The sequence below is a fragment of the Methylobacterium sp. Leaf104 genome, assembly GCF_001422885.1.
GTDB lineage: Bacteria > Pseudomonadota > Alphaproteobacteria > Rhizobiales > Beijerinckiaceae > Methylobacterium.
The window spans coordinates 84667-110033 of record NZ_LMMZ01000040.1; the positions used below are offsets into that span (position 1 = coordinate 84667).

At 72.2% G+C, this 25367-nt stretch carries 26 protein-coding genes; 19 read left to right on the forward strand and 7 right to left on the reverse strand.

The window, feature by feature from the left end; genetic code table 11:
- Positions 1–74 precede the first annotated feature (74 nt).
- Together ASF49_RS20980 and ASF49_RS20985 are read left to right on the forward strand one after the other, a co-directional pair.
- Positions 75–2324, forward strand: a complete 2250-nt coding sequence (locus ASF49_RS20980; RefSeq protein ID WP_082511453.1) for an FUSC family protein — start codon at positions 75–77, stop codon at positions 2322–2324.
- A gap of 420 nt (positions 2325–2744) precedes the next feature.
- The gene (locus ASF49_RS20985) at positions 2745–3419 is read left to right on the forward strand and encodes a response regulator transcription factor (RefSeq protein ID WP_056477675.1); all 675 of its coding nucleotides are present in this window, start codon (positions 2745–2747) and stop codon (positions 3417–3419) included.
- Between the two features lie 120 nt (positions 3420–3539).
- On the opposite strand, the gene ASF49_RS20990 is transcribed toward ASF49_RS20985, so the two are convergent.
- Together ASF49_RS20990 and ASF49_RS20995 are read right to left on the reverse strand one after the other, a co-directional pair.
- Complete coding sequence (locus tag ASF49_RS20990; RefSeq protein WP_056477677.1) at positions 3540–4847, reverse strand: flagellin N-terminal helical domain-containing protein; 1308 nt, start codon at positions 4845–4847, stop codon at positions 3540–3542.
- A 333-nt stretch (positions 4848–5180) separates the two neighbouring features.
- On the reverse strand, positions 5181–5474 hold the full coding sequence (locus ASF49_RS20995; RefSeq protein ID WP_056477679.1) for a PilZ domain-containing protein: 294 nt from the start codon (positions 5472–5474) through the stop codon (positions 5181–5183).
- Positions 5475–5615: 141 nt separating this feature from the next.
- Here ASF49_RS20995 and ASF49_RS21000 point away from each other — a divergent pair, with 141 nt between their 5' ends.
- The 11 genes from ASF49_RS21000 (at position 5616) to ASF49_RS21050 (ending at position 14932) form a co-directional block, all read left to right on the forward strand.
- Positions 5616–6167, forward strand: a complete 552-nt coding sequence (locus ASF49_RS21000; RefSeq protein WP_243214828.1) for a hypothetical protein — start codon at positions 5616–5618, stop codon at positions 6165–6167.
- 169 nt (positions 6168–6336) lie between these two features.
- Positions 6337–7113, forward strand: coding sequence for a DUF1217 domain-containing protein (locus ASF49_RS21005; protein ID WP_056477683.1), 777 nt, complete (start codon positions 6337–6339; stop codon positions 7111–7113).
- A 6-nt stretch (positions 7114–7119) separates the two neighbouring features.
- A complete protein-coding gene (gene flgF / locus ASF49_RS21010; RefSeq protein WP_056477686.1) occupies positions 7120–7845 on the forward strand; it encodes a flagellar basal-body rod protein FlgF in 726 nt (241 codons plus the stop codon).
- Positions 7846–7849: 4 nt separating this feature from the next.
- Positions 7850–9175 carry a flagellar protein export ATPase FliI gene (gene fliI / locus ASF49_RS21015; RefSeq protein WP_056477687.1) on the forward strand — a complete coding sequence of 442 codons (1326 nt, stop codon included), beginning with the start codon at positions 7850–7852 and terminating at the stop codon, positions 9173–9175.
- Between the two features lie 141 nt (positions 9176–9316).
- The gene (locus ASF49_RS21020; protein WP_056477689.1) at positions 9317–10576 is read left to right on the forward strand and encodes a flagellar hook protein FlgE; all 1260 of its coding nucleotides are present in this window, start codon (positions 9317–9319) and stop codon (positions 10574–10576) included.
- 98 nt (positions 10577–10674) lie between these two features.
- On the forward strand, positions 10675–12147 hold the full coding sequence (gene flgK, locus ASF49_RS21025; RefSeq protein ID WP_056477692.1) for a flagellar hook-associated protein FlgK: 1473 nt from the start codon (positions 10675–10677) through the stop codon (positions 12145–12147).
- Between the two features lie 5 nt (positions 12148–12152).
- On the forward strand, positions 12153–13202 hold the full coding sequence (locus ASF49_RS21030; protein WP_056477693.1) for a flagellar hook-associated family protein: 1050 nt from the start codon (positions 12153–12155) through the stop codon (positions 13200–13202).
- A 143-nt stretch (positions 13203–13345) separates the two neighbouring features.
- The gene (gene flaF / locus ASF49_RS21035) at positions 13346–13693 is read left to right on the forward strand and encodes a flagellar biosynthesis regulator FlaF (RefSeq protein ID WP_056477695.1); all 348 of its coding nucleotides are present in this window, start codon (positions 13346–13348) and stop codon (positions 13691–13693) included.
- An 8-nt stretch (positions 13694–13701) separates the two neighbouring features.
- The gene (gene flbT / locus ASF49_RS21040; RefSeq protein WP_056477697.1) at positions 13702–14163 is read left to right on the forward strand and encodes a flagellar biosynthesis repressor FlbT; all 462 of its coding nucleotides are present in this window, start codon (positions 13702–13704) and stop codon (positions 14161–14163) included.
- Between the two features lie 28 nt (positions 14164–14191).
- Positions 14192–14611, forward strand: coding sequence for a flagellar hook assembly protein FlgD (flgD, locus tag ASF49_RS21045; protein ID WP_056477699.1), 420 nt, complete (start codon positions 14192–14194; stop codon positions 14609–14611).
- A 54-nt stretch (positions 14612–14665) separates the two neighbouring features.
- Complete coding sequence (locus ASF49_RS21050; protein ID WP_056477701.1) at positions 14666–14932, forward strand: flagellar biosynthetic protein FliQ; 267 nt, start codon at positions 14666–14668, stop codon at positions 14930–14932.
- On the opposite strand, the gene ASF49_RS21055 is transcribed toward ASF49_RS21050, so the two are convergent.
- The 4 genes from ASF49_RS21055 to ASF49_RS21070 are packed head-to-tail and all read right to left on the reverse strand — an operon-like array spanning position 14905 to position 17775.
- Positions 14905–15687, reverse strand: coding sequence for a 5-oxoprolinase subunit PxpA (locus tag ASF49_RS21055; RefSeq protein WP_056477703.1), 783 nt, complete (start codon positions 15685–15687; stop codon positions 14905–14907). The two genes, ASF49_RS21050 and ASF49_RS21055, sit on opposite strands and share 28 nt — an antisense overlap.
- Positions 15688–15737: 50 nt before the next feature.
- Positions 15738–16751: a biotin-dependent carboxyltransferase family protein gene (locus ASF49_RS21060; protein WP_056477705.1), complete on the reverse strand. Its 1014-nt coding sequence runs from the start codon at positions 16749–16751 to the stop codon at positions 15738–15740.
- Complete coding sequence (locus tag ASF49_RS21065) at positions 16748–17479, reverse strand: 5-oxoprolinase subunit B family protein (protein WP_056477707.1); 732 nt, start codon at positions 17477–17479, stop codon at positions 16748–16750. The genes ASF49_RS21060 and ASF49_RS21065 overlap by 4 nt, the downstream gene beginning before the upstream one ends.
- A 47-nt stretch (positions 17480–17526) precedes the next feature.
- Positions 17527–17775: a hypothetical protein gene (locus tag ASF49_RS21070; RefSeq protein ID WP_056477709.1), complete on the reverse strand. Its 249-nt coding sequence runs from the start codon at positions 17773–17775 to the stop codon at positions 17527–17529.
- 235 nt (positions 17776–18010) lie between these two features.
- Between ASF49_RS21070 and flhA the strand changes: the two genes are divergently transcribed.
- The 6 genes from flhA to ASF49_RS21100 all read left to right on the forward strand — a co-directional run bounded on the left by flhA (position 18011) and on the right by ASF49_RS21100 (position 22628).
- The gene (gene flhA / locus ASF49_RS21075) at positions 18011–20092 is read left to right on the forward strand and encodes a flagellar biosynthesis protein FlhA (protein WP_056477711.1); all 2082 of its coding nucleotides are present in this window, start codon (positions 18011–18013) and stop codon (positions 20090–20092) included.
- Positions 20089–20859, forward strand: coding sequence for a flagellar biosynthesis protein FliR (gene fliR / locus ASF49_RS21080; RefSeq protein ID WP_056477712.1), 771 nt, complete (start codon positions 20089–20091; stop codon positions 20857–20859). Before flhA ends, fliR begins: the two co-directional genes overlap by 4 nt.
- A gap of 4 nt (positions 20860–20863) precedes the next feature.
- Entirely contained in the window at positions 20864–21265 is a 402-nt protein-coding gene (locus ASF49_RS21085; protein ID WP_056477716.1) for a hypothetical protein, read from the forward strand.
- 88 nt (positions 21266–21353) lie between these two features.
- Positions 21354–21830 carry a rod-binding protein gene (locus tag ASF49_RS21090; protein WP_056477718.1) on the forward strand — a complete coding sequence of 159 codons (477 nt, stop codon included), beginning with the start codon at positions 21354–21356 and terminating at the stop codon, positions 21828–21830.
- A gap of 6 nt (positions 21831–21836) precedes the next feature.
- Entirely contained in the window at positions 21837–22166 is a 330-nt protein-coding gene (locus tag ASF49_RS21095) for a hypothetical protein (protein ID WP_056477719.1), read from the forward strand.
- A 15-nt stretch (positions 22167–22181) separates the two neighbouring features.
- Positions 22182–22628, forward strand: coding sequence for a hypothetical protein (locus tag ASF49_RS21100; protein WP_056477721.1), 447 nt, complete (start codon positions 22182–22184; stop codon positions 22626–22628).
- 9 nt (positions 22629–22637) lie between these two features.
- Here the strand turns inward: ASF49_RS21100 and ASF49_RS21105 are convergent, their stop codons facing one another.
- Complete coding sequence (locus ASF49_RS21105; protein ID WP_243214826.1) at positions 22638–25367, reverse strand: heparinase II/III domain-containing protein; 2730 nt, start codon at positions 25365–25367, stop codon at positions 22638–22640.

Genomic DNA, 25367 nt, shown 5'->3' on the forward strand with positions numbered 1-25367 from the left:
CACGGCGCGCCGAAGCGCCCTAGATCGCGGGCGTACGGAGGCCCTGCGTCCTCCGGGAGTCCGCCGCGCCCGCGATGTCACCGTCCCCCGCCAACTCTGCAACGCCCAAGGCCGCCGGTCGCGCCGAGTCCGCTGCTGTTCCCGGCTCCGTCCCGGAGGCCGGCCCGCGCCGGCGGATAGCCGCGGCCGCCTTCCTGCGCGGTCGCGGGACGCTCACCAATCCGGGGCTGGACCTCACGCGCCTGCCGATCGGCCTCGATCCGCGCGGTCTCAGCCTCGTCGACGGGGTGCGGGCGGCCCTGGCCTTCGGCCTGGTCATCCTGCTGCACGAATGGTTTCCCTGGCCGCCGCTCCTCACCGTGGCGCTCGCCGCGAACCTCGCGTGCTTCGCCGATGCGGGCGGGCCGATGCGCTCGCGCCTCCTGGTGCTCACGGTCTTCTCGCTGCTCGGTGGGGTGATCTGGGGGCTGTTCGGCCTGATGCAGCCGCTCGGGCCGGTGCCGGTGGTGCCGCTGGCCGGCATCGTCATCTTCGGCTGCACCTATGCGCGGGTCTGGGGGGTACAGGCGCAGGCCGCCGGCAACGTCCTGGTCCTCGTCCTGTGCTTTGCCCTCGACCGCCCGCTCACGCCCGACCAGGCCCTCGTGGCCGGGCTGGTCTTCACCGCCGGGGGGCTGTGGGCGACCCTGCTGGCGCTGCTGCTGTGGCGCCTTCACCCCTATCGCCCGACGCATCGCGCGGTGGCCGAGGTCTGGCGCCGCCTGACCCGCCTGTGCGACGACCTCGAGGACCTCGCCTCCCTGGCCTGGCCGGAGAAGCCCGAGACGAGGAGCGCCGGCGGCGGGGCCCGCCAGATCTTCGATCGTCAGACCTTCGATCTCCAGGCCTTCGACCGGCATGCCCGCGCCCACCGCCGGGGCGTGCGCGAGGCGATCGAACAGGCCCGCACGGTGATCGTCGACCTCGCCCGCAGCCGCGAACGCATCTCGGACCGCACCGCCCAGGCCCTGATCCGCCTGGAGGCGGCCGAGCAGATCTTCGCCGCCCTCATCGCCCTCTCGGACCTCATCGAGGGCGAGCCGGACCCGCGCCGCCGCCGGATGGCGCGCCGCTTCCTGCGCCGCCTCCGACCGCTGCTGGGCGTCATCGCCCGGGCGATCCGCGACGACAGCGCGATCGACCTCGCCCGCCTCGAGCGGGCGATCGACCGCAGCAGCCGGCGCCTCGCCCACGACCGAGGCCTGCACGACCTCGCCACCCGTATCCTCGACCGCGTCCGGATCGGCGCCAAGCTCTCGACGCCGGACGGCTACCGGCCCGGAGGCGCCCTGCTCGGGCGGGCGAGCCTGCCCCTCGGGACCCGGCTGCTCGGCCCGCTCAGCACGAACTTCACCTTCGCGTCGGCCAACCTGCGCCACGCCGTGCGCGCCACCGTGGTGGCGGCACCCGCGCTGTGGGCGACGCTGGTCTGGGCGGGGCCGTTCGCCCACTGGCTCACCATGACGGTGGTGCTGACGATGCAGCCCTTCTACGCCGCCACCTGGCAGCGGGCGCTGGAGCGGATCGGCGGCACCGTGCTCGGCGGCCTGATCGGCGCCATCCTCGCCGGCTTCGCGACCTCGCCCCTGGCCCTGGCGGCCCTGGTCTTCCCCCTGAGCATCGTCGGCTTCGCCGCCCGCCAGGTCAGCTACGGCGTGTTCATCGCCTGCCTGACGCCCCTCGTCGTCCTCCTCGTCGAGGTGGTGGAACCCGGCCACGGCTCCTGGGAGGTGGCGGGCATGCGCGCGCTCCTCACGCTGCTGGGCGGCCTCATCGCGGTGGCGAGCGCCCTCGTGCTCTGGCCGATCTGGGAGCCCGACCAGGTGCGTCTCGAGCTGCGCAAGGCGATCCGCGCCCACGCCGCCTTCGCCCGCGCGGTGCTCTGCGCCGGACCCGAGGCGGAGGTCACCGGCGTCCGCGCCCAGGCGGCCCGGGGCGCCGGCCTCGCGCTGAACGACCTCGAGGCCGCGCTCGCCCGCGCCCTGCAGCAGCCCCGGGCCGGGCGCCACCCGCAGGTGGAAGCCGCCATGGTGGCGGACGCCACCCTGCGGCGGATCTCGGCGCGGCTCACGGCCCTGCGCTACGCCGTCGACACCGCGGAGCCCGAGGCCCTCGCGGCCTGGAGCGGCTGGATCACCGCGACCCTGACGAGCCTCGGCGGCGAGGGCGCGCCGCCGCCGATGCCCTCGGTTCCCCGCAGCGACGGGCTGACCCGCCTCGTCGCCCAGATCGAACTCCTGGGCGAGACCCTGGCCCCCGCCGCGACGCGGACCGCCCGGGGCTAGGCATCGGCCCGGCGGCCCGGTCCCCGACGAAATCCCTGGTTTGCCTGGGGATCGACGCGCCGAGGCGTCGGCCACCCCGTGCGATTCGCGCGATGCCGGTCGTACCGAGCCGATGCCGAAACCGTGATCGATCTGCCACACCGGACTCGGACGAGGAGGTCGCCGGCCTCCGGGCGGGCCGAAAAACGGCCCGGGATCACAGGACGACGGACCGCTTAATTCAAAATTAACCATTTCCTTAAAGAAACATTTCCAACGCAAAGCGACGGACGGCAGCGACTACATCCCCCAAAGAGATGTCGCTGCGAAGTCATCATCAAGTAAAACCTGGATGCCAAGGGCGAACAACGAAGTCGCTCCGCTTTCAAGGTGATCGTCAAGTCGGCTTGCACAACAGTTCGTTTTCGGCGGGGCGCTGAAATGTATATCGTTGTCGATGAGCGGCAGGCGGTTGCCGCCGAGTACGTGGCGGGTTTCAAGGCACAGGCTGTTCCGGCGCGCGGCAGTCGCGCCGACGACTTCCTGACCTGGCTCGCCGGGAACCCGGCCGACGCCCTGCAGGGGATCGTGCTCGGCGAATGCGCCGATCGCGCCAGCCGGACCGCCGCGATCCGCAGCCTGTCCCAGGCGCCGATCATCGCCCTCAACGAGACCCGCTCCCTGGAGCAGACCCTCGACCTCTTCACCGCCGGCATCGACGACGTCGTGCGCCGCCCCGTTCATGTCCGCGAGATCCTGGCCCGGGCCGAGGCGATCCGCCGCCGCGGCATCCGCGGCGAGGTCCAGGCGCCCGCCGCCCAGGACCGCAGCGGCCGTCTCAAGGTCTTCTCCGACGGGCGAGACCCGGAGATCGACGGCGCCAGCCTGATCCTGCCGCGCCGCGAGCGGCACATCCTCGAGTTCTTCGCCGGTCAGCGCGGCCGCCAGCTCAGCCGGACGCAGATCTTCAACGCGGTCTATGCCGATCACGGCACCGACGTGGAGGAGAGCGTGGTCGAGGGCCACATCAGCAAGCTGCGCAAGAAGCTGCGCCTGCGCCTCGGCTACGACCCGATCGAGGCCAAGCGCCTGGCCGGCTACACCTTCGTCGGCTGATCCAGACCGTCGCCGACCCACGAAAACCCCCACGCTCCGGCCGGAGCGTGGGGGTTTTCGCTTGCGTGATCGGAGCGGATCGCGTCGCCGGGCCGTCAGCCCGACGACGCGGGTCCGGCCTTACCGGAAGAGGGAGAGGACGTTCTGGCTGGACGAATTGGCGATGCTGAGGGCCTGCACGCCGAGCTGCTGCTGGGTCTGCAGGGCCTTGAGCTTCGTGGACTCCTCCTCGATGTCGGCATCGACGAGGGTGCCGATGGCGCGGTCGTTGGACTTCATCAGGGTGTCGATGAAGGTCTTCTGGCCGTCGACCTGGGTCTTGTTCGCGCCGAGCTTGGTGCCTGCCGTGGTGACGGCGGCAATGGCCTTGTCGACGGTGTCGATGTAGCCCTGGAGCGTGGCATCGGTGGTCGAGCTGCTGATGGAGAGCTGGGCCACCGAGGCTGTGCCACCCTTGTCCAGGATGCCGCCGCCGCTGCCGGTGCCGGCCGCCGTGCCCGCGCCGCTGTAGACCGTGGCGGGGACGATACCGAAGCCGATGTTCACGGCGTTGGTCGCGGAGGCGATGTTCACGGAGACGGAGTTCGCGCCCGCTGGGGTCTCGAACTGGATACGGCCGGCCGAGTCGAGGGAGGCGGTCACGTTGCCCTTGAGCGTCGTGTTCGAGGCGATCGAGTTGTTGATCGCCGTGACGAGCTCGTCCTTCGTGACCTTCGTGAGGTCGGCGACGTGCGCGGTCAGGCTTGCGGCCGTCAGGGTGATCGTCTGGGCGCCGCCGGTGGCGAGGGTGACGGACAGCGTGCTCTGGTTGGTGCCGCTGAAGTCGAGGGTACCGGTGACGGCGCTGCTGGCGGTGACCTTGGCCGTCGTCGCGGCCGAGCCGGTCAGGGCTTTGTCATAAAGCTGGATGCTCTTGACGTCGATGTCGACCGTCGAGAAGCTGATATGGCCGGTGGCGTCGCGGGAGAAGCCGGCGACCACCTTCTGCGTACCGGAGTTGTAGCCGGTCGCCGAGGAGTCCACCGAGAGCCAGTTCTGGCCACTCTGGGTCGAGGAGTCGGCCGTCGACTTCATGTTGCTCTGGAGCGATGCGATTTCGGTCTGGACCTTGTTGCGGTCGACACCGGGCTGAAGGGCCGTCTGAAGTTTGGTGCGGATGTTCTGGAGGTTGGTCAGGACGCTGGTCAGGCCGTTATAGGCCGTATCGACCGCAGCCGAACCGAGGCCGAGGGAGTCCTTCACAGCGCCGAGCGCCAGGTTGTCGGTCCGGACCGTGGTGGCGATCGACCAGTAGGCGGCGTTGTCCGCGGCGCTGGAGACGCGCTGGCCGGTCGAGACGCGATTGCTGGTGCTGTCGAGCTGGGCGTTGATGCTCTTGAGGGTCGTCAGCGCCGTCATGGCGGCGTTGTTGGTCAGCAGGCTGGTCATTGCGAGGATGTCCGGTTGACAGGAATTGCAAGGAATTCGTGTGTGTGGCCGAGCAATACGCCGCGCGGGCTAAAGGCCTCTTTGCGTAGAGATCCAGTATTGCTTCATACATCCCGGATTTTCACCGGACCGGTGGGACGACATCATGTCTATAGGTCCACGAAACCTATCCACCGCGTTCGCATCGAGGGGCTTCCGTCCCGATCGGGGACAGTCGCTTGCCGATGGAGCGACTATGCCCGGTCCGGCTTAGCAGGAGCTTAAGGCCGACGGTCCGGGCCTGTGCCCGGATGCGCCGCATCCCATCGGGGTGCCGCGCCGCGCGGCCGCGCGTCAGTCCCGAGGCAGGAAGGTGACGCCGGCGAAGTCGGCGCGCTGCCAGCGCAGCTGGACCGCGACGGTGCGCAGTTCGTGACCGGCGATGACGAGGTCGAAGCGCTCGGGCAGGGCGGTCGGCCGGGGCAGGCGCAGGCTGGCGCCCCTGGGCGAGAGGTCCCGGACGATGCAGGGCAGCAGGTGCTCGGGGCCGAGGACGATGCGGCCCTGCTGCATCACGCGGAAGCGCTTCGGCGAGGGCGTGCGCGCGGGCCGGTCCCCCCGGGATACCGCCTCTCGCCAATCCGCCATCGCCCCGCCGATCCGTCCGTGACCCGCGGGCAGGCTTAACAGCGGGTTTCCGCCCTGTCGATCCGGACCGGATCTTAAGGTCTTGGTAACTATAACAGGGGAGAGTTTCGGCTCGTCCGCCGGCTTCTCTCTGCGATGGCCATGACCACGACCTTCCCCCGTCGCGCCGCAAACCCGCTCTCGCCCCGTCCGGGCTACACGCGACCGTCCGCCGGGGCCGAGCTCCTGCGCCGGTCCCGGGCGGCCGCCGTGGAGCGCGCGGCCGTCGGGATCTGCCTCGGCCTCGCCGTGGTCTCGGGCAGCTTCGCGGCCTATTCGATCACGGGCGCCTCGAACACCTACTCGGTCCAGCCGTTCCTGCCGGCGGTCGGCGGCGGCTTCGCCTGGAAGCGGCCCGCCGCGCCGACGCGCGAGGCCGCCCTCGACCTCGACCCGACCACCACGGGCGCGCTGCCCGATCCCGTGGCGCCGTCCTCCGAGGCGGAGCGGAGCGAGACCGCTCCGAAGGCGCGCAGCTACGTCCTGCGCCGGGTCACCGAGGGGGCCGCCCTGGTGGAGGGCCCCGAGGGTCTGCGCCAGGTGGTGCCGGGCGCCGTCCTGCCGGGCGCCGGCCGCATCCTCTCCATCCGCGCCACCGGGTCCGGCTGGGTCGTGATCACCTCGGAGACGATCATCGGGCCGACCCCGCTGTGACGACCGCGCGCCGCCCGGTGTCGGCACCAGCCTGCCGCAAGCCATTCGGCCTAGACCGGAGCGGTCCCGCGCCGGCTCCCGGCGCCGCGGCCCTTCGCACCCGACCGTCCCACCCGTCCTTCCCGGATCCGGCGATGCCGCCGCGCCGCACGACCGATCGCGCCCTGCCATGACGAGCACCTTCACGAGCTACGCCCTGCTGACGCGCGACCTCGACGCGACCCTGGCGCGCAAGGCCGCGCAGCCCGACGTCGCCCGCGAGACCGCCTACTACAAGGCGAAGATCGGCAGCGTGACGTCGATCGACGAGTTCCTCGCCGACCGCCGCCTCTACGCCTACGCGATGAAGGCCTACGGCCTCGAGGACATGACCTACGCCAAGGCCTTCATGCGCAAGGTCCTGACCGAGGGCGTGGCCGACTCCACCGCCTTCGCCAACCGCCTCGCCGACGACCGCTACGTCGCCTTCGCCAAGGCCTTCGACTTCAACACCAACGGCGCGGCCACCACGACCCTGGCCGCGGCCACCACCGACACCACCGCCGCCTACCTGCGCCAGAGCGTGGAATCCGACGCGGGCAGCGACGACACCGGCGTGCGCCTCGCCCTGTACTTCGCCCGCGTGGCTCCGACCGTCTCCTCCGGCTACGGCGTGCTGGGCGATCCCGCCCTGTCGCAGGTGATCAAGACCGTCCTCGGCCTGCCCGACGGCTCCTCCGCGGAGGGGATCGCCAACCAAGCGGCGATCATCGAGAAGCGCGTGGATTTCGCGGACTTCCAGGACCCGGACAAGCTGCGGCGTTTCGTGCAGCGCTTCACCGCGATCTGGGATGCCAAGAACAACGCCGCCTCGGCGCCCATCCTCACCCTGTTCGCCGATTCCACCACGCCGGGCCTCGACGCGAGCCTGCTCCTCAGCCTCCAGCGCATCCGCACCGGGAGCTGAGCCGCCATGCAGAACGCCCTCTACGTCTCGCTGTCGGCCCAGATCGCGATGGACAAGCGGCTGAACGCGGTCGCCAATAACGTCGCGAACCTGTCCACCAGCGGCTACCGCGCCGAGGACACCAAGTTCACCGCGCTCCTCGCGCAGGCGACGAAGGGCGCCGTCGCTTTCGCCTCCGCGGGCGACACCTACATCTCCCGGCGCGCCGGTCCGACGATCAAGACGGACAGCCCCCTCGACGTCGCGGTCCAGGGCGAGGCCTGGTTCGCGGTGCGGGGCGCCAATGGCCCCGTCTATACCCGCGACGGCCGCATGACGATGGATGCGCTGGGGCAGCTGCGCAGCCTCACCGGGCAGCCGATGCTCGATCCCGGCGGCGCGCCGATCCTACTCGATCCGCAGGCCGGTCCGCCCACCATCGGGCGCGACGGCAGCGTCTCGCAGGGCATCAACCAGGTCGGGGCCATCGGGCTCTTCACCCTGGATCCGAAGAGCACGCTCACCCGGGCCGAGCCGAACGGCGTCAGCACCAGCCTGCCGGCGATCCCCGTGCAGGACTTTACCCGCACGGGCATGGTTCAGGGCTACGTCGAGGGCGCCAACGTCAATCCGGTCCTGGAGATGACGAAGCTCATCACCATCCAGCGCGCCTTCGAGAGTGCGGCGACGCTCACCTCGGAGACCGAGAACACCTTCTCCGGGGCGATCCGCTCCCTGAGCCCGCAGGGCTGAGCCGATGCGCGATGTCCTCGACCGTCTCGGCGCGGCCCTGGCGACGGGCCGCGAGGTCCTGCCCCTGGTGCGCGTCGGGGGACCGATCCAGGAGGTCACGGCCAGCGCCGCCCGGGTCGCGGGCGTCGCGCCGTTCATGACCCTCGGCGACCGCATGGGCTTCCTGGCCAACGGCCGCGAGCAGGTCGGCGAGGTCGTGCGGGTGGATGCGGCCGGCGTGACCGTGAAGCCCTTCGATGCCCGGATCGAGGCCGGGATCGGCACCCTGGCCTATCGCCTCGGCGACCCGACCCTGCGGCCGGACCCGAGCTGGAAGGGCCGGGTGATCGATGCCCTCGGGCGTCCCATCGACGGCCTCGGCGACCTCGTCCCCGGCGCCCGGGCCGTCCCGCTGGAGGCCACCCCGCCCCCCGCCATGGAGCGGGCGCGGGTGACCAAGCCCCTGCGCACGGGGGTGCGCGCCCTCGACCTGTTCACGCCCCTCTGCCTCGGCCAGCGCATCGGCATCTTCGCCGGCTCCGGCGTCGGCAAGTCGACCCTGCTGGCGATGCTGGCCGGGGCCACCGGCTTCGACAGCGTCGTGGTCGCCCTGGTCGGCGAGCGCGGCCGCGAGGTGCGCGAGTTCCTGGAAGGCGCGATGGCGCCCAACCGGGCCCGCGCCGTCATCGTCGTCTCCACCGGGGACGAGAGCCCGATGATGCGCCGCCAGGCACCGAAGATGGCGCTGGCCATCGCGGAATCGTTCCGCGATGCCGGCGAATCCGTCCTGCTCATCGTCGATTCGGTGACGCGCTACGCCCATGCGGCCCGCGACGTCGCCCTGGCGGCCGGCGAGCCGGCGGTGGCCCGGGGCTATCCGCCGAGCGTGTTCTCGGACCTGCCCCGCCTCCTCGAGCGGGCCGGCCCCGGCCTCGACGGCGCCGGCACCATCACGGGCGTGTTCTCGGTGCTGGTGGACGGGGACGACCACAACGACCCCGTGGCGGACTCCATTCGCGGCACCCTCGACGGGCACGTGGTCCTCGACCGCGCCATCGCCGAGCAGGGCCGCTACCCCGCCGTGCACCTCCTCGGCTCGATCTCGCGCCTGGCCGCCGAGGTCTGGACGCCCGAGCAACGCGAGCTGGTCCGGCGCCTCCGGGCCATGATGGCGCGGTTCGAGGAGACCCGCGACCTGCGCCTGATGGGCGGCTACCGCGCCGGCGAGGACGCCGAGCTCGACCAGGCCATCCTGCTCGTGCCGCGGATCTACGAGGCCCTGCGCCAGGAGCCCGGCATGGCGGCGAGCGAGGATGCCTTCCTCGAACTCGCCCAGTCCCTGCGGAGCTGAGGCGAGGATGGCGCCCGTCTCCCACGACCCCCGGTTTCGCTCCGGCGGCGCGAGGCCACCCAGCCCCGCGCAAGCCTGCCTTCTTCTAGTGCCCGCCAGCCCTTCGCGCCGTGCCGCGATCTCCGTTTCCGAGGTGACGTCATGAGTCTCATCAGCGTTTTGCGCACCGGCGTCTCCGGCATGAACGCGCAATCGAACCGCATCTCCACGGTCGCCGAGAACGTCCAGAACTCGAGCACCACCGGCTACAAGCGCTCGGCCGCCGAGTTCTCCTCGCTGCTCATCGAGGGCAGCTCCACCGCGAACTACACGTCCGGCGCGGTCGAGACCACGGTTCGCCGGTCCATCGGCGCCGAGGGCCCGATCACCTTCACGTCGTCGAAGACCGACCTTGCGATCCAGGGCAACGGCTTCTTCGTGGTGCAGGACGCGAACAAGGCGCCCTACCTGACCCGGGCCGGCAACTTCGTCGTGGACGGGCCGACGGGCAACCTCGTCAATGCCGGCGGCTTCGCCCTGCTGGGCTACAGCCTCGTCGACGGCCAGGACCCGAATCCCGCCCTCAACAGCACCGACGGGCTCGTCCCCGTGAACATGGCGAGCCTCGGCCTGCGGGCGACGCCCTCCACCAAGGCGGCGGTGACCGGCAACCTGTCCGCCGACAGCGCCGCCCTGAGCGGTACCCTGTCGCCGACGAACTTCTCGAAGAAGAGTTCGCTCGTCACCTACGACAAGCTCGGCAACAGCGTCACCCTCGACATCTATCTCGGGCGGTCCGCGGCGAGCCCGGGCGACCCGACCGCGGTCCCGCCGGTTCCCGCCGTCTCGGCCAACACCTGGACCGCCTCGGTCTATGGCCCGGGCGGAACCGCCCTGACCGCGCCGCCGGTGACCCTCGTGTTCGACACGGACGGCAAGCTGAGCGGTGGCGCCAGCGCGAGCTTCACGATCCCCGGGGGCGAACCCTTCACCCTCGACATGAGCGGCATGACGCAGCTCGCCGGGGCCTACGACCTGAAGGGCGCCGCCAACGGCAAGGCGCCCTCGGCCGTGACCGGGACCGAGTTCGGCTCCGACGGCCTCGTCTACGCGACCTACGCCGACGGCACCCGCCTCGGGGTCTTCAAGATCCCGCTGGCCGAGGTGAAGAGCCCGGACAACCTCAATCCGCGCGCCGGCAACGTCTTCCAGACCACGCTCGATTCCGGAGACCTCCAGGTCGGCTTCGCCGGCCTCGGCGGCCTCGGCACCGTGAAGGCCAGCGCCTTGGAGCAGTCCAACGTCGACGTCAGCACCGAGCTGACCACGATGATCGAGTCGCAGACCGTCTACACCGCCAACTCGAAGGTGTTCATGACCGGCAACGAGCTGCTCGAGACCCTGATGAACCTCAAGCGCTGAGCCGCGCCGCGCTCCGGCGCGGCCCCCGAACCCGTCCCGCCGCATCGCCCCGATGCGGCGGCCTGCGCCCCCCGCGCCCGCCTGCCAGGACTTCGCCGATGGGCCTCTCCCTCGCCCTCAACACCGCTCGCTCCTCGCTCATCGCGACCTCGACGCAGATCGCGGTCTCGGCCCGCAACACGGCCGGGGCGAGCGATCCGTTCTACACCCGCAAGATCGCCAACCTCGTGGCGGCGGGCGGCGGCAGCGCGGTCTCGATCCAGCGCGCCACCGACGTCGCCCTGTTCGACCGCAAGCTCGCCGGAACCGCCTCGGCGGCGGCGAGCGAGGCCGTGCTCGACGGCCTCGACACGCTCCAGGGCACCATCGGCGACACCGGCGACGGCACCTCGGCCGCCGCGCGCCTCGGCGCGCTCAACGCGGCGCTGAAGGCGGCGGCCAACAAGCCGGACGACGCGGCCCTGGCCCGCGATGCGGTCGACCGCGCCCGCGACCTCGCCACGAGCCTCAACACCGGGGCGGCCGCCGTCCAGACCGTCCGCGCCCAGGCGGATGCCGGCCTCGCGGATTCGGTCGCGACCATCAACGACCTCCTGGCCCAGTTCGAGGCCGCCAACCGCGTCGTGACCAGCGGGACCGCGGCCGGCACCGACGTGACCGATGCCCTCGACGACCGGGACCGCATCCTCGCCGGCCTCTCGCGCGAGATCGGCATCTCCACGGTGATCCGCGCCGGCAACGACGTCGCGATCTACACCGACAGCGGCGTGCCCCTGTTCGAGCGCAGCGCCCGCCGGGTCGCCTTCAGCCCCACCGCCCCCTACTCGGCCGGTACCACGGGCGGCGCCGTCATGGTGGACGGCGTCGCGGTGACGGGCGCCAATTCGCCGATGCCGGTACATTCGGGCCGCATCGCGGGCCTCGCGGAACTGCGCGACGGGGTCGCGACCCGCTACGAGTCCCAGCTCGACGGCATCGCCAACGGACTCATCGACGCCTTCGCCGAAACCGGCACCGACGCCGGCGGCCAGGCGGTGCGCGCGGCGGGCCTGTTCACCGCCGGGGCGGGCGCGCCGGTCCCGAACGGAACCACCGGGGACCAGACGGGCCTCGCCGCCCGGATCCGGGTGAGCGCCTCGGTCGATCCGCAGCAGGGCGGCGACGTCACCCTCCTGCGGGACGGCGGGATCGCGGGCGCGATCTTCCGGTCGAATCCGGCCGCATCGGGCGACACCGCCTTTCCCGACCGCCTGCGGGCGCTCGCCTCCGTCCTGACGGCGGACCGCGCCTTCGACCCGGCCTCGGACCTCGCGACCCAGAGCAACCTCCAGGATTTCGCCACGGCCTCCATCGGCTGGCTCGCGGGCAAGCGGCAGGCCGCCACGGCGGAATCGGCCTACCAGGCGACGCTGCTCGCCCGCGCCTCCGACGCCTATTCCAACGCCACCGGCGTCAACGCCGACGACGAGACGGCGGCGGCCCTCGACCTCGAACGGTCCTACACTGCCTCGGCCAAGCTGCTGACCCTGGTGAACGACCTCCTGAAAACCCTGATGGACGCGGTGCGATAGACCCCATGCGGACCAACGCCCTCTCCACCCTGAGCTTCTGGAACGCGCCGCGCATCGGCGTGTCCCGCATGCGGTCCGACATGGCGCAGGCCAGCCAGGAGCTCGTCACCGGCCGCTACGCCGATGTCGGCCTCGCCCTCGGCAGCCGCAGCGGCCTCGCCGTCGGGCTGCGCCAGAAGATCGCCGAACTGGCGGCCCTGCGCGAGGGCAACAACGCCGCGACGCTGCGGCTCGGCACCACGCAGGCCGTGCTGAAGCAGATGCAGGCCGGGGCCGACGCCACCCTGACGGCGCTCACCGGGACGCCCGAGGCCAGGCGCGCCGGCGTCCTCAAGGACATCGCGGCGAGCGGGCTCGTCACCCTGACGGCGCTCCTCAACACCTCCGCGGGCGGCCAGTTCGTCTTCGGCGGCACCCGGACCGCCGAGGCGCCGGTGACCGCCTACGCGGGGAGCCCGGCCTCCCCGGCGAAGACCGCCGTCGATGCGGCCTTCCAGGCGGCCTTCGGGATGTCGCAGGACAGCCCCGGCGCGAGCGCGATCACGGCCGCCGACATGGCGAGCTTCCTCGACGGGCCGGCCTTCCAGGGCCTGTTCGACGCCGGCGCCTGGAGCACCGACTGGTCCGGGGCCGGCAGCGCGCCCCTGACCAGCCAGATCTCGCTGAGCGAGACCGTGACGACCTCGGTGAGCGCCAACGCACCGGCCCTGCGCAAGCTCGCCATGGCCTACGTGATGGCCTCCGACCTCGGCGCCCAGAACCTCTCGGCGGCGGCGCAGAACGTCCTGACGACCCGGGTTGCCGGGCTGCTCGGCCAGGCGAGCCAGGGCCTGATCACGCTCCAGGCCGATCTCGGACGCTCGCAGGCCGCGATCACCGGCGCCAACACCCGGCTCGAGTCCCAGCAGACCCTGCTCCAGTCGCAGATCGGGGAGATGGAGGGCGTGGACACCGCCGAGGCCAAGACCCGGAGCGACCGCCTGTCGACGCAGGTCCAGATCTCCTACGCCCTCACCGCGCAGCTGCGCCAGCTCAGCCTCGTCAACTACCTCTAGGGCGGCGCCGGCCCGGGCGGCCGGACACCGCGACGACCCGGCGGCGGGGCCTCGACCCCGAGGGACCCCGCCGGCCCCAACGGCTCATCGGCCCGCTCCGCGCCTCGGCGCGGCGGGCCGCGGATACACGGGACAGGACCGATATGTACCAGTTTTCCTATGCCGAGATCCTGGAGGAGGCTCCGGCCATCGCGCGCGAGCGCGAGCGCGCCGCCTTCGACCAGGCCCTCGACCTGCTGCGCCTCGCCGACCGGCCCGATGCCCAGCAGACCGACCGCGCCACGGCGGCCGGCTTCCTGCAGAGCCTCTGGGGTGTGCTCATCGAGGACCTGCGCAGCGAGGATAACGGCCTGCCGCCGGAGCTGCGCGCCGACCTCGTCTCCATCGGCCTGTGGAGCATGCACGAGGCCAACGCGGTGATCGCCGCGCCCGACCGGACCCTGTCGGCCCTGATCGCGGTGAACACCTCGATCCGGGACGGCCTGCGGTGAGCCGGCCCATGCGCCTGTCCCTGCGCGCCGGCGAGCGCGTGTTCGTGAACGGCGCGGTCCTGCGCGTCGATCGGAAGGTCTCCCTGGAGCTTCTGAACGACGCCACCTTCCTGCTCGAGACCCACGTGCTCCAGGCGGAGGCGGCGACGACGCCCCTGCGCCAGCTCTACTTCGCGATCCAGGCGATCGTGATCGAGCCGGCCGGCGCCGAGCGCGCTCGGGACCTCTGCCGCACCCTGCAAGCCGGAATCCTCGATGTCGTCGCCGATCCGGAGATCCGCGAGGGCGTCCTCGGCGTCGGCCAGCTTGTCGAAGCCGGCCGGCTGATCGAGGCGCTCAAGCTGCTTCGCGGACTCTATCCGCACGAGGCCGCCCTGCTGGCGGCCACCCCGCAGGCGGGTGCGGGCGCCCTCGAGGCCCTGCCCGGCCTCCCGGCCACATCCACGAAATCCCACACCCACCCGGCCTGACCCGGCCATCGAACCAGGAGGCCCGCCGATGAGCGTCGCCAGCGTCACCAGCACGGCCACATCCCAGACGGCCACCACCGCCGCCGCCGCCAAGACGGCGACGGGCATCGCCGCCTCGATGAACGCCGACACGTTCCTCACCCTGCTGATGACGCAGCTGAAGAACCAGGACCCGACCAAGCCGATGGATTCCACGGCCTATGTCAGCGAACTGGCGACCTTCTCGCAGGTGGAGCAGGCGACGAAGACCAATTCGAAGCTCGATTCGCTCCTGTCCTCGAGCTTCCTCTCGCAGGCCGACCAGATCATCGGGCGCACCGTCACCTCCGCGGACGGCACCACCACCGGCCAGGTCCAGTCGGTGAAGATCACCAGCGACGGCGCGCTCGCCCGCCTGACCAGCGGCCAGGACGTGCTCCTCACCGAGGGCATCTCGCTGTCGCAGTGACGGGTTCCGGGCTAGACAGGCCCGACCCTTCCACAGGATGAGGCAACCCACCGGATGAACGAGGTCGACGCCCTCGAACTCGTGCGCGCCGCGATCTGGACCGTGATCGTCGCCGCCGGTCCCGCGATCGCCGCGGCGATGCTGATCGGCATCGCCGTCGCGCTGCTGCAGGCGCTCACGCAGATCCAGGAGGTGACGCTCACCTTCGTGCCCAAGATCGTCGTGATCCTGCTGGTGCTCCTCGTCACGAGCTCGTTCATCGGGGCGCAGATCTACACCTTCGCCGAAGCCACCTACGGGCGCATCGTCACCGGGTTCTGACCGAGGCCCCGGAGGACGATCCCGGCCTCCTCCAGCCGCGCCCGTACCGCCCGCGCCATCGAGACCGCGTGCGCGCTGTCGCCGTGCACGCAGACCGAGTCGATCCGCGTCGGCAGCAGCGTGCCCCGAGCGGTGAGGATGCCGCCGGCCTGCACCATCGCCAGCACCCGGTCCGCCGCCGCATCGGCCTCGGCGATCAGCGCTCCGGTCTGGCCGCGCGGGATCAACTGACCCGCCTCGGTGTAGCCGCGGTCGGCGAAGATCTCCGCATGGACGGCGAGGCCCGCCGCCTCGCCGGCCGCCACCTGCTCGGTGCGGGCGATGGCGAGGAGCCCGAGCTTCGGGTCGACGGCCCTGACCGCCCGCGCGACGGCATCGGCCACGTCCCGCTCCGCCGCCGCCCGGTTGGCGAGCGCCCCGTGCGCCTTGACGTAGGCGAGGCGGTGGCCCGCCAGGGCGGCCAGGGCCTGCGCGGCGCCGACCTGATAGGCGACCTGCCGCTCGATCTCGGCCGGGCCGAACGGCATCGGCCGGCGGCCGAAGCCGGCGAGGTCGGGAAAGCCCGGATGCGCCCCCACGGCGACGCCCCGCGCCAGCGCCAGGGCGAAGGTCTCGGCCATGATCTCGGGGTCGCCGGCATGGAAGCCGCAGGCGACGTTGGCCGAGGTCACGAGGTCGAGCATCGCCGCATCGTCGCTGCAGCGATAGACGCCGAAGCCCTCGCCGAGATCGGCATTCAGGTCGATGGTCGGCATCCTGGCGCATCCCGGCTCGGCGCGGCCCGGCGGCCGCTGGCGGCGCGATCCTAGCCGACCACGCCGCCGATGAGATTGGTCCCGAGCAGGAATTCCGAGGGAAAGTCGGTGCGCAGCACGGGCTGGCGCGCGATGGCCGGGACCAGGGCCTCGCGCTCCGCCCGCCGCGCCGCCACCGCCTCGGCGATCTCGACGGCGGCGAAGCGCAGCCGCGTGCCCGTCCGGGCCTGGGCGAGGCGGCCGAGATCGGCGCCGATCACCGTGGCGATCTTCGGGTAGCCGCCGGTGGGCTGGCGGTCGGCCATCAGCACCAGCGGCTGGCCCGAGCCCGGCACCTGGATCGACCCCATGGCGATGCCGTCGGAGACGATGTCGTGGGTTCGCGCCCGGATCGCGGGACCTTCGAGGAAGCAGGCCATGCGGTCGCCCCGGGGACCGATCCGCCAGGGACCGGCCAGGAAGGCGTCGCGGCTGGAGGCCTCGAGCAGATCGTCCTGCGGCCCCCAGACGACGCGGATCACCTCCGGCGGTCGGTGCAGCCACGGAACCGCGAGGCGCGCGGGCTCGCCGACCGAGGCGCGCGGATGCGCCACCGGGAGGCTGTCACCCGCCTCCAGGCCGCGTCCGCGGAGGCCCCCGAGCCCGGAACGGGTGTGGGTCGCCGTCGAGCCCAGCACCGCCGCCACGGCGATCTCGCCCCCCACCGCGAGGCTGCACCAGGCCCCCGTCTGTCCCGCCCGGAGGGTCAGCCGGGCGCCGGGCCGCAGGGTCAGGGCGACGGCCGAGGGAAGGGGCCGCCCGTCGAGGTCGATGCGCAGGTCGCCGCCCGCCAGGGCGACGTCGACGGCGGCCTCCGCCACCGTGAGCGCGAGGCCGCCGAGGGAGACCTCGACGGCGGTGGCGCTGAGGGGGTTGTCGAGGGCGCGGTTGGCGGTGGCGTGGGCGAGAGGGTCCATCGGCCCGGCCGGCGTGATGCCGTAGCGCAGGAAGCCGTGCCGGCCGGCATCCTGCAGGCTGACGCCGCCCCCCGCCGTGAGGATCCGGAGCGTGGCCTCGGCCGTCACGGGCTCCTCCGCGCGAGGACTTCTCCCGCCTCCGCCCGGGCATCCAGGGCGGCGAAGGTCGCCGCGTCGACGGGCTCGAAGCGAAGCGCGTCGCCGGGCTCGATGAGGAAGCCCCCCGGCCGCGCCTCGGAATAGAGCCGCTCCGGCGTGCGGCCGACGACGTACCAGCCCGTGGGCATCGGGACGGTCGCCACCGCCGCGAGGCCGCCGCCCACCAGGAGGGCGTTGGCGGGATGGGGCGGGCGCGGGGTCTGGCGGCGGGGAATCGCCAGGGCGTCGGCCAGGCCGCCGAGATAGGCGAAGCCGGGCGCGAACCCGTACATGTAGACCCGGTACGACCCCTGGGCGTGGCGCTCGGCGACGGCGGAGGCCGTCAAGCCGGCGCGGTCGGCGACCGCCGCGAGATCCTCCGCATGGACCGGGTCGTAGCAGCAGGGCAGCGTCCAGCTGCGCCCCGTGCGCGACGGTGCCGCGGTGCGGCCGAGACGATCGGTGACCCGCGCCACCAGGACATCCCGGCCGAGAACCAGCGGGTCGTAGTGGATCATCAGCGAACGGTAGGTCGGCACCGTCTCCAAAAGGCCGGCGATCGGGTCCTCCGCCAGCGCCGCGTCCAGGGCGAGCACCCGCGCATTGAGATCCGGATCGACCCGGGCGCCGAACTCGACGACCAGGGCCGCCTCGGCGGCGTCGAGAAACCGGACGGTGTCTGCCTCGGCCTGCGGCACGGCGTGATCCTGGTTCGCGTCGGCGAGCGGCCGGTGCCGCCGGCCCCTTAGCGGTTGGACTTCTTCTCGCGCTGGTAGGTCCGGATCGCCCGAGCGCAGTCCGGCGAGAGCTTGCGCAGGTTCTGACGGAAGCAGGCCTCGACCTCCGGTCCGCCGGGCGGATGCATGCTGCAATGCTCGAGATAGTCCCCCGTGCAGGAGAGCTTGAGCAACTCGCGGATCGGCGTGGGTTCGGCGGATGCGATGCCCGGAACGAGCATGGCGGGGAGGAGGAGAGCAAGTCGAAGCTTGGACATGGGTCGATCGCGGCTTTCACAGGATACGATACAGGCGACGCGCGGTGGGTGCGAAGTCCCAACGCGCGCCGCCGACGCAGACAAAGATCTTAGCACGCGCGCACCCGCGCGGCGGAGTCGTCGGTATTCCAACGCGCGCCGTGCCCGTTCGGTCGCCTCCCCGGCGCCAGGCGACCCTCGCGCAAGCTTGCGGAGCGACAAGCCCGTGGAGATTCACGGGGGTTGAGTATCCGCCATGGCGGCAAGCGCCACGATCGCAGGAGAGCGCCGCTCCCAGAGGGACATCGGGTTCGCGGCGGGCATCGTCGCCATCCTGGCGATCCTGTTCCTGCCGGTGCCGGCGATCCTGCTCGACATCGGCCTCGCCTTCTCGATCGCCCTGTCGGTCCTGATCCTGATGGTGGCGCTCTGGATCAAGAAGCCGCTGGAATTCTCGGCCTTCCCCACCGTCCTGCTGATCGCGACCCTGCTGCGCCTGGCCCTCGGCATCGCCACCACCCGGCTGATCCTGGCCAACGGCCAGCACGGCGTCTCGGCGGCCGGCCACGTCATCCAGGGCTTCTCGCAGTTCGTGATGAGCGGCGACTTCGTCATCGGGATCGTGGTCTTCCTGATCCTGATCACGGTGAACTTCCTCGTCATCACCAAGGGCGCCACCCGCATCGCCGAGGTCGGCGCGCGCTTCACCCTCGACGCCATCCCCGGCAAGCAGATGGCGATCGACGCCGATCTCAACGCCGGGCTCATCGACGACAAGGAGGCCCAGCACCGCCGGCGCGAGCTGGAGGAGGAGAGCGCCTTCTTCGGCTCCATGGACGGCGCCTCGAAGTTCGTGCGCGGCGAGGCCATCGCCTCCCTCATCACCATCGCCGTCAACGTGTTCGGCGGCATCATCATCGGCACCACCCGCCACGGCATGCCGCTGGGCCAGGCGGCCGACGTGTTCACCAAGCTCTCGGTCGGCGACGGCCTCGTCTCGCAGATCCCGGCCCTGATCGTCTCGCTGGCCGCCGGCCTCCTCGTCTCGAAGGGCGGCACCCGGGGCACCGCCGAGCAGGCGGTGATGGGCCAGCTCGGGGCCTATCCGCGCGCCCTCTCGGTGGCTGCGGCCCTGATGTTCCTGTTCGCCCTGGTGCCGGGCCTGCCCTTCCTGCCCTTCATGGTGCTCTCCGGGCTGATGGCCTTCACCGCCTACGCGATCCCGCGGAAGCTCGCCGCCCAGAAGGCCCTCGTCGACGCCAAGGCCCTCGCGGAGGAGGAGAAGAAGCAGATCGCGGTCCGTGAATCCGTCAAGGAATCGCTCAAGACTCCGGAGATCGAGCTCTGCCTCGGGCGCCAGATCTCGGCCCAGCTCCAGGGCGCCCAGTCCGAGCTCTCGCACCGGGTCGCCAAGATGCGCCGCAAGTTCGCGCGCCAGTACGGCTTCGTGGTGCCCGACATCAAGCTGACCGACAGCCTCGCCGTGCCGCCGAAATGCTACCAGATCCTCATCCACGGCACCGTGGTGGCGACCCAGGAGCTGCGGCCGGGCGAACTCCTCGTGGTGGTCGGCGACGGCCCCGTGCCGGACGTGCCGAGCGACGAGGTTCGCGAGCCCGCCTTCGGCATGAAGGCGCGCTGGGTGCTCGACGCCTATGCGGGCGAGGTCCGGCGCGGCGGGTTCGAGCCCATCGACGGCTCCTCGGTGCTGCTGACCCACCTCTCCGAGGTCATCCGCAACAACCTGCCCACGCTGCTGTCCTACAAGGACATGCGCAACCTGCTCGACCGGCTCGATCCCGAGTACAAGCGCCTGCTCGACGAGATCTGCCCGTCGCAGATCTCCTATTCGGGCCTGCAGGCGGTGCTGAAGCTCCTGCTCTCCGAGCGGGTGTCGATCCGCAACCTGCACCTCATCCTGGAGGCGGTGGCCGAGATCACGCCCCATGCCCGCCGGGCCGAGCAGATCGCCGAGCATGTCCGCATGCGCATCGCCCAGCAGATCTGCGGCGACCTCGCCGAGAACGGCGTGCTCGCGGTGCTGCGCCTCGGCAGCGCCTGGGACCTCTCGTTCCACCAGAGCCTGAAGCGCGACGGCAAGGGCGAGGTCATCGAGTTCGACATCGACCCGCGCCTCGTGGAGCAGTTCGGCACCGAGGCCTCGGAGGCGATCCGCAAGCAGATGCGCGAGACCCGCAACTTCGCCCTCGTCACCGCGCCGGACGCGCGCCCCTACGTGCGCATGATCATCGAGCGGCTCTATCCGACGCTGGCCGTCCTCTCGCACCTGGAGATCGCGCGCGGAGTCGAGATCCGCTCCCTCGGGACCATTTCGTGACGGCTCCGCTCCTGGCCGTGCTGGGCCCCGAGAGCTTTCTCGGGGTGTTCCTGATCTTCTGCCGGGTCGGCGCCTGCCTGCTCATCGTCCCGGGCTTCTCGAGCCCCCGCGTGCCCGCGCAGGTCCGCCTCCTCATCTCGCTCGCGGTCACGCTCGCCCTGACCCCGCTGCTGCTGCCGCTGTTCCAGGGCAAGCTCGCGGCCCAGGACCCCGGCGCCACCTTGAGCTGGATCGTCACCGAGAGCCTGACCGGCCTCGTCCTCGGCTTCCTCGGCCGGGTCTACTACGTCGTCCTGGAGACCGTCGTGAACGCCGCCGTCACCATGGTGGGCTTCGGCGGCATGCCGGGCTCCGTCGCCGAGGGCATGGACCCGGTGCCGGCCGTCGAGGCGATGATCATGATGGCGGCAGCCGCCCTGCTGTTCGCCGCCGACCTGCACTGGGAGCTGTTCCGCGGCCTGATCGATTCCTACGCGCGCATCCCGCCCGGCGAGGGCATCGGCTCGCAGGCCGCCCTGGTGCGCATCGTCGACCAGGTCACGACCGCCTTCGTGCTCGGCCTGCGCATCACCGCGCCGTTCCTCGTCTACGCCGTGGCGGTGAACCTCGCCGCCGGCTTCATCAACAAGCTCGTGCCGCAGATCCCGGTCTACTTCATCGCCACGCCGTTCATCATGGCCGGCGGGCTGCTGCTGCTCTACGCCATCAGCAACGAGTTCATGATGCAGTTCGTCATGGGCTACTTCGACTACCTGCGCCGGGGCTGAGCCGATGACCACCCGCCTCCGGCTCGTCCGCGCCCAGCGCCTGCTCAGGGTCCAGGAGCAGATGCGGGGCATCGCCGAGCGCGACCTCGCCGCCAACCGCGCGCAGGCCGCCAAGGTCGAGGCCGATCGGGCCGCCATGCTGGCCACCCTCGCCGGCGAGACCATGCACGGCCTGTTCCTCGACGCCGCCGCGCGGCGCCTGCGCGCGCTCGCGGCCGAGGCGACCGAACTCGGCGCGACCTCGACACGACTGTCTGAAATACTGCGCGCCCGCGGTCTCGCCGAGAAGCGCGCCGAGCGCCAGGCCGACGGCCTCCTGAAGCTGCGCGAGCGTGAGCGCGAGCAGCGCGCCCTGCTCGAACAACTCGACCTCATGGCCGCGCGCGGCGCCCACCCGCCGGACTGACGCCCGAGGCCTCGATGCAAGCCTGCCGAAAGCCACGGGGCCTATTCCTCCGGGCTACCGGCTCCTCGAACCCGCCGAAACGCCCGCCATGAGCATCTCGCCCCCCACCGACATCGTCCTCGACGTGGCCCGCGCCGCCGATCCGGGCCGCGTGCAGGAGGCCGCCGCCAAGCTGTCGGCCCCCGGGACCGATCCGGCGGCGTTCGGCGACGCCTACCGCATGGCCGGGGTCTCGGTACACATGCCCCTCGACGCCCCAGGGACCCTCACCGCCCTGCAGACCGACAACGCGGTCTCCGGCGCCGGCAAGTCCGGCGATCCCTACAAGCAGTTCGAGGCCTTCGTCCTGCGCCAGTTCGTCGAGACGATGATGCCCTCGAAGGCCAGTGCCGTCTTCGGCAAGGGCAATGCCGGCGGGATCTGGAAGTCGATGCTCGCCGATCAGGTCGGGACCGAGGTCGCCAAGGCCGGCGGGGTCGGCATCGCCCGGATGCTGGAGGCGGCCCGTCCGCTGAATTCGCCCGCGGCCGCCATCGCCCCGTCGACCAAGACCTCTGAGAGCTGAGACCGCATGCTGCTCGAATCCCTGAAGCGCCTGGAAGCCACCGTCACGGCGGAGACCGAGGCGCTGCTGGCGCACCGCCCCGTCGACCAGGAGGCGGTGAACCGGCGCAAGAGCCAGAGCCTGCTCGAACTCACCCGCCTGACGCGCGGCCTCGACCCCGCCGAGCTCGCGCCGCCGCTGCTCGACCAGCTGCTTCGCCTGCGCGGCGCCCTGGAGCGCAACCAGGATGCGGTCGGTCTGCACCTGCGGGCCGTCGAGGAGATCTCCGGCATCGTCGCGGATTCGATCCGCGAGTCCGAGTCCGACGGCACCTATTCCGGCCATCTCCGGCGCTGAGGCCCGTTCCCCATCATGCGCATCCTCGTCACCGGCCTGTGGATCTGCGGCCTCACCATCCTGTCCTGCTACGGCGCAGTGACCTGGGGTGCGGGATTGTTCGCCAAGAAGACCGAGCCCTACCTCGAAGGTCTCCAGTACCAGAAGCTGCCGCCTATCAACGTCCCCATGGTCGTCGACGGCAAGGTGCAGGGTTACATCGTCGCCGTCCTAGTTTTCACTGCCGATGCGCGACTGATGCACACGCTCTCCGTGCCACCCAACGCCTTCGTGGTCGATGAAACATTCCGGCAGATCTACACGGATCCGGCGATCGATTTCAAACGTCTGTCCCGCTACAACGTCACCCAGCGCCTCGCCGAGATCCGCAAGCAGGTGAATGCCCGCCTCGGCTCCGACGTGGTGAAGGACGTTCTGGTGGAGGAGTTCAACTTCGTCGCCAAGCGCGAAGTGCGCTCCTGAGAGCGAGCCCTACGCCTCCGTGAGCAGGCGCGCGAAGGCGGCCTCGCCGAGGAGCGCGGTCAGTCGCCGGTCGGCATCCGCGTCCGCCGCGAGGGCGAGGCCGCCGCAGACCGTGCCCTGGCCGGCAAAGGCGTAGCCGAGCACGCTGGTCGGCTGCAGGCCGCCGGAGGGCGCGGCGACGAAGCCCCGCAGGGCGCCCGGATGGGCGTTGCAGCCGTTGCGGATCGTCAGGCCGGCGCAGCGCCCCGTCACCGCCAGGGGCGAGAGCGAGAGCCGGTGGCGCCCGGCCTGGGCCATCGCCCGGCGCGGGCCCGCCAGGGCCAGCAGGATCTCCGGCGACAGGTGGACCGTGCCCTCGAAGCCGAGGGCGCCCGGCCCGGCGAACCGGTCGAAGACCGCCAGCCCGGAGAGATCGTCGAGGACGAGGAAGACCCGCCGGTGGGCGATCTCGGGGCCGTAGGCCTGCGTGGCGAGGCGGTGGGCGGTGGCGCCGATGAGGCGCTGCGCCCCGAGGTAGAGGGCCGGGCCGGCCATGGGTTCGCGCTGGTCGAGGGCCGCCACGTTGTGGCCGGCGCCCGAGAGCAGGTGGTGGCGGGCGGCGCCGGTCTCGACCTGGCTCGACCCGCCGGCCTCGACGATCCAGCGCACCCCTTCGCAGGCGTAGACGAAGGAGCCGACGTCCCGGTGGCCGGGACCCTGGCTGGCGAAGGTGCAGGCGAAGTGGCCCCAGCCGCGGCCGGGGGCGTCGTGGCGCTGCGCGATCATCCCCGAAATCGGGTCGACGCGGCCCGCGGCGGGCTCGAGGGTGACCCGCGGTATACCAGGACGGTCGCGTCGAGGTCGTGGGGTTTCGGACCAGCGCTCGGCGCTGAGCGCGCGTCCCGCATCCGCGCCGAGGCGTCCGATCCAGCCGGCGGCATCCTCGCCGGCGGGGGCGTCCCCGAACGGCGGCAGGCGCCCGGTCGGATCGAGGAGGCCGGCGACCGCCGGGAGCCCGGCCGCGACGAGCCGGTCGAGCCGGGCCTTGAGCGCCGATTCGGCGGGATCGTCGGTGTCGAGGCCGAGGCCGAGGGCGCGCAGCAGGGTCAGGAGTTCGAGGCGCTGGTGCAGGGCCGGGTCGGAGAACCGCCCCTCGGCATCGAGGAGCGGCGCGAGGCCGGCCGCGAGGGCGGCGTCGGCCAGGGAGCGCCAATGGGCCGAGAGCGGCAGCAGCGGCAGGGCGCGGGCGACCATGCGCAGGGTCGCCGCCGCCTGGAGCTGGTGGATCGAGCGGCCGAAGGTGTTCTGGCCGAGGATCTCGGCGAGCGCGAAGCCGTGGCGCACCGCCTCGCCCGTGAGGGTGAGGGAGGCCGGGCCGCCGGGCTTGCCGGCCCGGGCGAGGAGCCGCAGGACCGTCTCGGTGCGGGCGGCCAGGGCCGCCGGGTGCAGGGCGAGGCCGTCGGTGGGCGCCCCCCAGGGGTTGGCCCGTGACCAGGACAGGGCGAGGCCGACGGCCGTGGCCGCGCCGCCGGGGGCCTCGGCGAGCGCCCCGAGCCAGGCCAGGGACTGGTACTCCAGGCGCCAGGGCACCGAGCGGAACGGGTCCTCGGTCCAGTCCGGCGCCTCCGGCAGGGTCCAGGCCGGCTGGCCGGCGAGGCGCAGGGTCCGGTCGAGGCCGGCGGCGCGGTGGCCCTCGCCGCGCTGGATCGCCCGGGCGCGGGCGAGCACCCCCGGCAGGGCGGCCGCCGCCTCGGGCTGCGGGCACCAGCCGGCGAAGGCGGCCCCGGGCAGGGACAGGCGCTCGGCGAGGCGGGCGAGGAAGTCCGGGGCGGCGAGGAGGTCGTCGGCGCAGAGGCTCTCCAGGCGCATCCGGTCCGCGAGGGCCACCTCCGGCGGGGCGAGGAGTTCCGCTTCCGGCCCGTCCGCCTCCCAGGTGGCGAAGCCGACCGCCACCCGCGCCGCCCCGGCGGGGGGCTGGAGCTCCAGGGTGAAGCGTCGGGCCTGCTGGTGGGCGGAGAGGTCGACGAGGGCGCCGAGGCCCGGCACCGAGATCGTGCCCGGATAGGGCGGGTCGAGCTCCGCCCCGTCCCGGTCGCGGTAGACGATGCGGGCGAGGGCGGCGTGGGAGCCCGGCCGCGGCGTGTGGAGCTGGCCGCGCAGCACGAGGCCGCAGCCCGGCACCAGGGCGTGGTCGCGCCAGGCCGGCTCCGGCCCGAGCCGGTGCCGGATCCGGGGGATCAGGGCGGGCGCCGGGGCCAGGTCCGCCCCCTGCGTCAGGCGGGCCTCGGCCACCGCGAAGGGGTGGCTGTTGCGCCAGGAGCGGATCGTCACCGTGAGGCGGGTGGCCGGCGCGGGCACCCGGAAGGCGAGGTGGATGCGCCCGGCCCGCGCCCCCTGCGTCTCCGGCGGCAGGGCGGACGGGCCGGCGATCCAGCTGCCCTGCGGGTCGAGGAGCGTCCGGTCGAGGCCCGGCACGTGGTCGAAGTCGAGGCTCGAGCCGTCCTCGGCCAGGAAGTCGATCCCCACCAGGGCGAAGTCGAGGGCGGCGCCGGCGGTCTCCGCCTCCGCCCAGGCGAGGCGGAAGCCGAGGCTGCACCACGCCTCCGGCACCACGCCGTCGAAGGGCAGCACCACCCGCGACCAGCGGTTCTTGGCCGGAACCCAGTGCTCGGTCTCCCCCGGCCCGATCCCGGCCCCGCCGGCATAGCGGGCCGCCTCCGGCAGCAGGACCCGGATTTCGGGTGCGTGCGGCGCGCTCAC